Consider the following 8,714-nt stretch of genomic DNA (forward strand, 5'->3'; position numbering starts at 1 on the left):
AGATTCACCCCGTATTTTTACTGCACGGCGTATAGTTTGAATACGCCGGACAGTACAGCAACGCGGTAGAGTGTCAACCGTGGGAGATCCAGTGCCCAACCGGCGGGCGCGACTGCGGGCGGAGACGTCCGCCGAGATCAAGGCGATCGCGCTCAAGCTCATGGCCGCCGGAGGCCCGGACGCGATCTCGCTGCGCGCCATCGCCCGCCAGATGGGCATGACGGCCAACGCCATCTACGGGTACTACGCCACCCGCGACGACCTGGTCACCACCCTGATCAGCGACGTCTACACCGACCTGGTGCGGCACCTGGAGGCCGCGCGCGACGCCCGGCCCGCCGGTGACGCGGCGGGCCGGATCGTGGCGTGGGCCGAGACGTTGCGCACCTGGTCGCTGGCCAACCCGGAGGGCTTCCGGCTCATCTACGGCGACCCGGTGCCCGGCTACCAGCCGCCGGAAGAGGGCGTGGAAGCCGAGCGGCGGGCGTGCGCGGCCCTGGTCGGCCTCGTCGCCGACGCGTGGCCGCGGGCCGCCGGGCGGCAGTCGCACGGCGACCACGACTGGGCGGACTTCGACCCGCACGTCGTGGAGACCGTGCGGGCCGAGCACCCGGACCTGCCGCCGGCGGCAGTCGCGCTGTCCTTGCGGGTGTGGGGCCGGATGCACGGCCTGGTGGCGCTGGAGGTCTACGGCCACCTGCGCGGCCAGACCCGTGACCCGGGCAAGGTCTACCGGGCCGAGATGGCCGACCTCATCTCGTCACTCGGCCTGGCCTGACGTCACCGCCGCACGCGGAAGCGCAGGTGCAGGACGTCGTCCGTCTCGGTCACCTCGACCCGCTCCAGCTCGCCGGCGGGCAGCCCGTCCAACAGCCGCGCACCCGCGCCCAGGAACACCGGCACCAGCTGCAGCCGGATCTCGTCCACCAGCCCGGCGCGCAGCACGTGCTGCGCCGCGTTCGCGGACGCCATGACCAGCACGTCCCTGTCCCCCGCCGCCGCACGCGCCTGGGCGACCGCGCTCTTCGGTCCGTCGGTGACGAACGTGAACGCCGCCGACTTCATCTCCAGCGGCGGGCGGCTCTCGTGCGTGAGCACGAAGCTCGGCACCGGGAACGGCGTGTCCTGCCAGTACTTCAGCCCCAGGTCGAACGTCCGCCTGCCCAGCACGACCGCGCCGACCGTCGCGGCGAACGGCGCGTCACCGTCCGAGCCCTCGGCAAACATCCACTCGTGCAGCCGTTCACCGCCCTCGCCCATCGGGTGCTCCTCGCCCACGTTCGGTCCGGCGCTGTAGCCGTCGAGCGACACCGAGCCGTTCAACACCACTTTGGTCACGGTCGTCCTCCAGTGAACTCGGCGCGCACCCCCAGCAGGCGCACGGCACGTGTGTCGTCGAATCTTGCCAACGCGGCGACCGCCGCGGCCTCGATCGGCTCGACGTCCATCGTCGGTTCCGCCAGCGCGACACCCCGCGTGCAGGTGAAGAACGGCACGAACCGCACCTTCACCACCACCCGCACCGCGGGCCGCCCCTCCGCCACCACGTCGTGCACCACGCGCCGGGCGAGCAGCCGCACCTGCTCCCGGATCTCGTCCGGGTCGGTCAGGTCCTGTTGGAACGTGGTCTCCCGGCTGCGCGACTTCGCGACCCACGGCGTGGCGGCGACCTCCGTGTCGCCCGCGCCCAAGGCCAACTGCCGCAAGTGCGGCCCCATCGCCGGCCCGAACCGCGCCGCCAGCACCTCCGGCCCCGCCCTGGCCAGCTCCTCGACCGTGCCGACACCCAGCTCGGCGAGCTTGGCCGCGGTCCGCGACCCGACGCCCCACAGCGCGGTCACCGGCCGTGCCGCCATCACCTCCACCCAGTTGTCCCTCGTCAGCCGGTACACCCCGGCGGGCTTGGCGAACCCGGTGGCGAGCTTGGCGCGCAGCTTGTTGTCGCCGATGCCGACCGAGCACTCCAGCCCGGTCTCCGCCTTGACCGCACGCCGCGCCGTGTCGGCCAGCGCCTCGGGGTCGTCGGTGCGCGCGCCCAGGAACGCCTCGTCCCAGCCGAGCACCTCGACCACCACGGGCAGCTCCCGCAGCACGTCCATCACGTGCGCGGACACCTCCTCGTAGGCGGGCGCGTCGGACGGCAGGAACACCGCGTCCGGGCACTTCTTCTTCGCCAGCCGCAACGGCATTCCCGAGTGGACGCCGAACTCCCTCGCCTCGTAGGACGCGGTCGCCACCACGGCGCGCTGAGTCGGGTCGCCTGCTCCGCCGACGACCACGGGCCTGCCGCGCAACTCGGGCCGCCGCGCCACCTCGACCGCCGCGATGAACTGGTCGAGGTCGACGTGCAGGACCCAGTCCGATCCGGGCACGTCGCCAGTATCACCGCGGGAGGCTGTCACCGTGCGACCGGAAGAACCGGCCCACCCGCGCCGGGCACGTGACCCGATGGACCACCCGCGCGGACGAGCCCGAGGTTCTCCGCGCCGCCCGGGAACGGGAACGGCGCCGTTTCGCGCGGACGGTGTTCGTGACACGATCAAGGGGTGCCGACCAGCCCCCGTGACCGCGACGAGCAGGGACGGGCCCGCAACGCGCGACCGCGTGACGGGCTCGGCCGCCCGCTGCCCTACGGGCTGCCGGGCGTCGAGCGCCAGCCGGAAGGCGTGCCCCGCACTCCGGAGGAAGCGCTGACCGAGGCACAGCGCCTGCTGGACCTCGGCCGACCGTTCCACGCGCACGAAGTGCTGGAGGACGCGTGGAAGGCGGCTCCGGAGTCCGAACGGGAGCTGTGGCGCGGGCTGGCGCAACTGGCGGTCGGCCTGACCCACGCCGCGCGCGGCAACCGGTCGGGCGCTTCGGCCCTGCTGGGCCGGGGCGCGCGCAACATCTCTCCTTATCGGGACGACCCGCCGCACGGCGTCGACGTGGCGGGCCTGGTCGCCTGGGCCGCCACCGGTGCCGGCGTGCCGCGGCTGACCGGGGGTTCGTGACGCGCTGGCCTACCAGGGCGTGCCCGCCGTGCACCTGGGGATGCTGACCTCGAACACGGCGGCCCGCGCGTTCTACGACCGGCTCGGGTTCCACGAGATCGACATGCCGAACGCGGAGCCGGTGACCTACTTGGGGCTCGAAGTTGGGCCGAACGCCGGCTTGGGAGCCTCGGCGGTGGGGTAACTGGTGGTCATCCCCACCCCCACCGTAGGAGGTTCGCAGTGCTAGCGATCATCGCCGCGGTCATCTTCGGCCTCGCCCTCCTGCTCGACCTGGCGAACGCCTCGCTGGGCTCCGTGCTGGACGGCGGGACGCTGCTCCTGGCCGGTCTGCTGTGCGTGGCGTTGCACCTGGCCGGTGTCGGCGCCGGCGCGCGGGCGCTCAGCTTCCGCCGCCGCCGCTGAGCGACCGCCCGTTCCCGGATGGACAATCGGCGCGTGGACGTGTCCGCGCGCCGATTGATCGTCCAGCCGCCCGAGGTCGTGGCGCGCTACGCCATGGACTGGCGGCACGACCACGAGTGGACGCAGGGCATCAAGCGGGCCGAGCTGAGCGCTCCAGGGCCTGACGGCGGGTTCGGTGTCGGCGCCGAGGTCACCCGCACCGCGCACTTCCTCGGCAAGCGGATCGACTACGTGCTGCGGGTCGTGGCGCACGAGCCGCCGGCGCTGCTGGAGATGGAGTCCGTCGCCGGGCCGTTCCCGATGCACGTCACCTACCGGTTCGACGCCACGCCCGAGGGCGGCACGACGGCGTCCATCCGCATCCGCGGCGACGCGAGCCGGCACTACCGGCTGTTCGCGCCGCTCATGGCGCGGTTCGTGCGCGCCAACATCCGCAAGGACCTCCGCGACCTCGCCCGCCACGTCCGCTGAAGGAACTTCGGACCCACGCAGCGCACGTCCGCTGGACGGTCTTCCGCTGACCGGTCTTCGCGACCCGGCCGACCGGGCGCGAGTTCAGCCGCGGGGTGGTGGCACCGACAGCAGGCACGCCACGCACGGCATGCCCTCCGGTTCCGGCAGCAGCTCGGCCGTGCTCACCTCGATCCGCTCACCGCACAAGGTGATCAGCGTCGACCGGGTGCCGTCCTCGGGTAACGCCGCCAGGTGGCAGCTCCGCTCCCACTCGCCGACGAGGTCACCGCGCTTGCGCACGAGCAGGACGGGTTCGGTGTGGTCCAGTGGCATGGCAAGTCCTCTCCCCAGAGACCAGCAGTCTGGCACCGCTCCCAGAGTCGCGCGACCACCAGTGCGGACCGCACCGGCGGCGGCGCGGATATGCTCCGCCGGTGATCAGGGTGCTGCGGGACTTCTCGACCGGTGTCGGACTGCTCGGCCAGGGCTTCGGGTTGGTGTTCCGGTCGCCGAAGCTGCTGCTCATCGGCGCGATCCCGGCGTTGCTCACGACCGTGCTGCTGATCGGCGGCCTGGTCGGGCTCGCGGTGTGGATCGACGAGATCGCCGCCTGGGTCACGCCGTTCGCCGACGACTGGAGCGAAGGGCTCCGCGCGGCCACCCGCTTCGCGGCCGGATTCTCGATCATCGGCGCGTTCGTCGCGATCGGACTGCTGCTGTTCACCGCGATCACGCTGATCATCGGCGGCCCGTTCTACGAGCACATCGCGGAGACCGTCGAGGACACCCACCTGGGCGGCGTGCCCGAGGCCGAGCAGGTGACGTGGGTGAAGTCGGCGGCGGTGGGCGTGCGCGACGCCGTGCTGCTCATCGGCATCGCGGTGCTGTGCGCGATCCCGCTGTTCGCCGCCGGGTTCATCCCCGTGGTCGGGCAGACCGTGGTGCCGGTGATCGCGGTGCTGGTCAACGGGACGCTGCTGGCGATCGAGCTGACCGCCATCCCGTTCACCCGGCGCGGCCTCAAGCTCGACGTGCGCCGGCGCACGCTGCGCAAGCGGCGCGCGGTCACCCTCGGCTTCGCCGTGCCGACCTACCTGCTGTGCCTGATCCCGTTGGCGGCGCTGGTGGTGCTGCCGGCGGCGATGGCAGGCGGCACGGTCCTCGCGCACCGCCTGCTCCACGACCAGATCAAGTGACCCGGCAGATCAGCTGAACGGCACCCACGCCTGCCGCTCCAGCCCGTCGATCCGGTTCACCTGCACGCCGACCGCCGACACCGTCCACAGGTCGTCGCCGATCACCAGCGCCCGGCGGATGCCCGGGTCGTAGCTCGACTGCTCGTGCTGCACCGAGCCCTGCGCGGAGAACGCGCCGTCGCGCAGCCGCAGCACCAGCAGGCCGCCGGACGTCGGACCCACCGGCTTGCGCGCGGTCGGCTCGGACAGCGTGGTCACCGGCAGCACCACCAGGTCGCGCGCCGGCCAGTACAGGAACGCGTGCGGGTCGAACTCGACCTCCGAGCTCGCACCGGGCAGGTGGTGGGCCGCGACCTTGGTCGGCGCGGCCGGGTCGGACACGTCGAACAGCGACACCTGCGTGCCCGTGGTCCGGCCCTGCTCGGTGGCCTCCTGGCCGACGCCGATCAGCTTCGCGTCACCGGCGGGGTGCAGGTAGGCCGAGTAGCCGGTGATCTTCAGCTCGCCCACCTTGCGCGGCTTGGCCGGATCGGACAGGTCCAGCGTGTAGAGCGGGTCGACCTGCCGGAACGTCACCACGTACCCGAGCGGGCCCGCGAACCGGACGCTGTAGATCCGCTCGCCCAGGCCGAGCCCGTCGACCTTGCCGACCTCCACCAGCTTCACGCCGTCCCGCTTGAGCACGGTGACCGCGCTCTGCGTCGCGGGCGCCTGCTCGGGGATGCCCGGCGCGTCACCGGACGTCGTCGCCACCCGCAGGTGCCCTTGGTGCTCGGACAGCGAGTACTGGTTCAGCAGCGTGCCCGTGACCCGGCCGGACGCCACGTGCGCGGGCGGGCCCGGCCGCGAGACGTCGAACTGGTGGATCTCGGTCGTGGTGGGCGCGTCGGGCGCGAACCTCGTCATCGGCCGCAGGTGGTGGTCGTCGGCCACGTACAGCGACGTGCCGGTGCCGTAGACGGTGTCGCCGTCAGCCACGATCGTCACCGCGTCGCCGTTGCCCAGCTCGCCCGGGAAGTCGAACGTCAGCACGGACAGCATCGACGTGGCCGAGTGGTCCACCGGGTGGCTGACCCGGTCGCACGCCACCAGCGCGCCCTCCGAGCGGGAGCCATCGGTGTCGGTCAGCTCGTAGCGCGGCAGCCACGACTCGATCGGCGCGGTGGCCACGAGTTCCCGGTTCGCGATCAGGGACTCCGCCTCGCTGCGACCGTCCATCGGGTACACCCACGGCAGCCGCGGCCCCGAGTGCACGACCACCCGCACCACGCCGCCGACCTGCCGCGCGTCGACGTACCGGCCGTTCACGGTGAGCGTGCCCAGGACGCGCGGCGCGCCGGACAGGTCGACCAGCGTCACCGACGAGTCCTCGGCGTACACCTCGGACGGGCCGTCGACCGCGATCCCCCGGCCCGCCACGCCCTGCCCGCCGCCGACGAGGAGCGCGCGGTCACCGTCCAGCAGCAGTTGCGAGGCGTGACCGGCGGGCACGTCCAGCGTGCCGGTGAGCTGACGGGTGGCCACGTCCAGCACGCGCAGCTTGCCGTCGGCGACCGTCACGACCCGCTTGCCGTCCGTCTTGACGAGGTCCGGCTCGTCCACGCCCGCCTCGTGGGCGTTGGTCTTGGAGTGCTCGGGCACGGCGGCCGACTCCTGCGCGGCTCGCGGCACGCTGCCGGCCCGGCTGTCCGCCGCGACGTCGCCGTCCGACTTGGTCAGGAAGCCGTGGCTGCCCAGGCCGTACACGCCGACGTGCGGCGCGATCGCCTTCCTCAGCTCGGCCAGCGCGGTGTCGCACGTGTCGAACGCCACCAGGTCCACCGGGACCGCCTCGATCGGCGGCACCACCCGCCAGTCCTCCGCCTCGGTGGGCACGGCGGAGGCCGCGCTCACCCCCACCACCAGTGCCGCGCCGCCGAACAGCGCCGCCCGCGTACCCCAGGACCATCGCCTCATGTCCCCAGGACGGGACGAACGGGGCAAAGGGTTGCGCGGACCCCGTTCCCGCGTGGCGTAGGCCGATCGGACGCATCGGAGGTGACGTGATTGAGTAGGACAGGACCGATGCCCAACACCCCCGGCCGGGGGTGGAGCGACACAGGAGAGTCAAATGGCCCCGAGCAAGCCCGTGGTCGAGCCGTACGAGGGCGCACCGCCCGCCGACCTGGTGATCGAGGACATCACCGTCGGCGACGGGCCCGAGGCGGCGCCCGGTCAGCTCGTGCACGTGCACTACGTCGGCGTGTCGCACTCGACCGGCGAGCAGTTCGACGCCTCTTGGGACCGCGGCGAGGCGTTCAGCTTCCCGCTGGGCGGCGGCCGCGTCATCGCCGGCTGGGACCGCGGTGTCGCGGGCATGAAGGTCGGCGGACGGCGCAAGCTGGTCATCCCGGCGCACCTGGGTTACGGCGACCGCGGCGCGGGCGGCGTGATCAAGCCCGGTGAGACGCTGATCTTCGTGGTGGACCTGCTCGGCGTGAACTAGTTCCCCCGGCCCGGTTCCGTCCTCCGCCTGCTCCGTTCGGAGCATTTGCCCGGGAGGCGGAACCGGGCCGTTCACCATTGCGTCATCCTGACTGCACCAACCAGGCGTCATCTTCGAGGGGGAGAGCCGTCGTGCCCGAGGACATCGGCGCGTCCGAGCGGATGCTCAGCCAGTGGCAGCAGAGCATCGAGCAGAAGGCCGAGCGCTACCAGGAGATGGCGACCCGCGTGCAGGGGATGACCATCTCCGAGGCGTCGCGCGACGGCTCGGTGCGCCTCACCATCGGCTCGAACGGCATCCTGACGCACCTGGAGATCGCCGAGTCCGCGCGGGACAAGAGGATGGCCGAGGTGTCGGCCGAGGTGATGAGGACGTTGCAGCGCGCGCAGGCGCGCATCCCGGAACTGCTCCAGCAGGCCATGGCCGAGACCATCGGCACCCAGGACGAGACCGCCAACGTGCTGTTCAACGAGGCCAAGCGCAACTTCCCCGCCCCGCCGCACGAGGACCCCGCGCCGCCGCCGGTCGGCCGTGAGCTGCGGTTCGGCATCGAGGACGACGACGCGCCCGCACCGCCCACCTCGCGCCCGGCGCCGCCGCCGTCCGGCCCGCCGGCCGCGCCGCCGCCGTCCCGCAGGCCGACGCGCAGGCCCGACGAGGACGACGACTTCGGCGGACAGTCCTTCCTTTCCTAACCAGCTTTCCAGGGGGATCGCATGGCCGGTTTCGAGATCGTCGCGGAAACGCTCGAAGCGCACAGCAAGCAGCTGGACGACTTGAGCACGCGGCTGCAGGGCGCGGTGGACGCGGCGAAGACCGTCAGCATGCCCACCGACGCCTACGGCATCATCTGCCAGCCGTTCCGGATGATGCTCGACCCGGTCGAGCAGTTCGGGCTTGACGCGTTGCAGGGCGCCGTGGAGGCGATGGCGGCGGCCGGCACCGCGGTGAAGGGCACCGTGGCCCAGTACCGCGAGATGGAAGAGGCGATCCGCGACAGCTTCCAGGCCGGCGACTGATGGCAGGCGAGAATCCGCTGGTGGCGGCGCCGCCCGCGGAGTCGGGTTCGTTCTTCAACGCCGGTACCGGTGACAATGGTTGGGCGACGGGGATTTCCATCGCGGAGTCGGCGATGGACACGTTCAACGGGATCAAGGACGGTAACTGGGTCGAGGCCGGCCT

At 72.2% G+C, this 8,714-nt stretch carries 13 protein-coding genes; 9 read left to right on the forward strand and 4 right to left on the reverse strand.

Annotated elements, in window-relative coordinates:
- The first annotated feature begins 79 nt into the window (after window positions 1-79).
- Entirely contained in the window at window positions 80-778 is a 699-nt protein-coding gene (locus B0I31_RS38665) for a TetR/AcrR family transcriptional regulator (protein WP_106620341.1), read from the forward strand.
- A 2-nt stretch (window positions 779-780) separates the two neighbouring features.
- Here the strand turns inward: B0I31_RS38665 and B0I31_RS38670 are convergent, their stop codons facing one another.
- Together B0I31_RS38670 and B0I31_RS38675 are read right to left on the reverse strand one after the other, a co-directional pair.
- A complete protein-coding gene (locus tag B0I31_RS38670) occupies window positions 781-1,338 on the reverse strand; it encodes a dihydrofolate reductase family protein (RefSeq protein WP_106620342.1) in 558 nt (185 codons plus the stop codon).
- A complete protein-coding gene (locus B0I31_RS38675; RefSeq protein ID WP_106620343.1) occupies window positions 1,335-2,372 on the reverse strand; it encodes a DNA polymerase IV in 1,038 nt (345 codons plus the stop codon). The genes B0I31_RS38670 and B0I31_RS38675 overlap by 4 nt, the downstream gene beginning before the upstream one ends.
- 174 nt (window positions 2,373-2,546) lie before the next feature.
- Here B0I31_RS38675 and B0I31_RS38680 point away from each other — a divergent pair, with 174 nt between their 5' ends.
- The 4 genes from B0I31_RS38680 to B0I31_RS38695 are packed head-to-tail and all read left to right on the forward strand — an operon-like array spanning window position 2,547 to window position 3,869.
- Window positions 2,547-2,993 carry a DUF309 domain-containing protein gene (locus tag B0I31_RS38680; RefSeq protein WP_106620344.1) on the forward strand — a complete coding sequence of 149 codons (447 nt, stop codon included), beginning with the start codon at window positions 2,547-2,549 and terminating at the stop codon, window positions 2,991-2,993.
- Window positions 2,994-3,012: 19 nt separating this feature from the next.
- Window positions 3,013-3,177, forward strand: coding sequence for an N-acetyltransferase (locus B0I31_RS38685; RefSeq protein WP_219910997.1), 165 nt, complete (start codon window positions 3,013-3,015; stop codon window positions 3,175-3,177).
- 38 nt (window positions 3,178-3,215) lie between these two features.
- A complete protein-coding gene (locus tag B0I31_RS38690; RefSeq protein WP_106620345.1) occupies window positions 3,216-3,398 on the forward strand; it encodes a hypothetical protein in 183 nt (60 codons plus the stop codon).
- Window positions 3,399-3,431: 33 nt separating this feature from the next.
- Window positions 3,432-3,869 (forward strand): SRPBCC family protein, encoded by a 438-nt coding sequence (locus tag B0I31_RS38695; protein ID WP_219910998.1) that lies wholly within the window; start codon window positions 3,432-3,434, stop codon window positions 3,867-3,869.
- An 84-nt stretch (window positions 3,870-3,953) separates the two neighbouring features.
- Here the strand turns inward: B0I31_RS38695 and B0I31_RS38700 are convergent, their stop codons facing one another.
- Window positions 3,954-4,184, reverse strand: coding sequence for a hypothetical protein (locus B0I31_RS38700; protein ID WP_106620347.1), 231 nt, complete (start codon window positions 4,182-4,184; stop codon window positions 3,954-3,956).
- Between the two features lie 110 nt (window positions 4,185-4,294).
- Here B0I31_RS38700 and B0I31_RS38705 point away from each other — a divergent pair, with 110 nt between their 5' ends.
- Window positions 4,295-5,047, forward strand: coding sequence for an EI24 domain-containing protein (locus tag B0I31_RS38705; RefSeq protein WP_106620360.1), 753 nt, complete (start codon window positions 4,295-4,297; stop codon window positions 5,045-5,047).
- Between the two features lie 9 nt (window positions 5,048-5,056).
- Here the strand turns inward: B0I31_RS38705 and B0I31_RS38710 are convergent, their stop codons facing one another.
- Window positions 5,057-7,003, reverse strand: a complete 1,947-nt coding sequence (locus B0I31_RS38710) for a beta-propeller domain-containing protein (protein ID WP_106620348.1) — start codon at window positions 7,001-7,003, stop codon at window positions 5,057-5,059.
- A gap of 154 nt (window positions 7,004-7,157) precedes the next feature.
- Here B0I31_RS38710 and B0I31_RS38715 point away from each other — a divergent pair, with 154 nt between their 5' ends.
- The 3 genes from B0I31_RS38715 (at window position 7,158) to B0I31_RS38725 (ending at window position 8,551) form a co-directional block, all read left to right on the forward strand.
- On the forward strand, window positions 7,158-7,532 hold the full coding sequence (locus tag B0I31_RS38715) for an FKBP-type peptidyl-prolyl cis-trans isomerase (protein ID WP_106620349.1): 375 nt from the start codon (window positions 7,158-7,160) through the stop codon (window positions 7,530-7,532).
- Window positions 7,533-7,663: 131 nt separating this feature from the next.
- Window positions 7,664-8,227, forward strand: a complete 564-nt coding sequence (locus B0I31_RS38720) for a YbaB/EbfC family nucleoid-associated protein (RefSeq protein ID WP_106620350.1) — start codon at window positions 7,664-7,666, stop codon at window positions 8,225-8,227.
- Between the two features lie 21 nt (window positions 8,228-8,248).
- Entirely contained in the window at window positions 8,249-8,551 is a 303-nt protein-coding gene (locus B0I31_RS38725; RefSeq protein WP_106620351.1) for a type VII secretion target, read from the forward strand.
- The last annotated feature ends 163 nt before the right edge of the window (window positions 8,552-8,714 follow it).

This window comes from Saccharothrix carnea (assembly GCF_003014735.1).
GTDB lineage: Bacteria > Actinomycetota > Actinomycetes > Mycobacteriales > Pseudonocardiaceae > Actinosynnema > Actinosynnema carneum.

Excerpts from the sequence above, each read along its gene's own strand:
- B0I31_RS38700 (WP_106620347.1), bottom strand. The coding sequence starts at position 4,184 with ATGCCACTGGACCACACCGAACCCGTCCTGCTCGTGCGCAAGCGCGGT.
- B0I31_RS38710 (WP_106620348.1), bottom strand. The coding sequence starts at position 7,003 with ATGAGGCGATGGTCCTGGGGTACGCGGGCGGCGCTGTTCGGCGGCGCG.
- B0I31_RS38715 (WP_106620349.1), top strand. The coding sequence starts at position 7,158 with ATGGCCCCGAGCAAGCCCGTGGTCGAGCCGTACGAGGGCGCACCGCCC.
- B0I31_RS38725 (WP_106620351.1), top strand. The coding sequence starts at position 8,249 with ATGGCCGGTTTCGAGATCGTCGCGGAAACGCTCGAAGCGCACAGCAAG.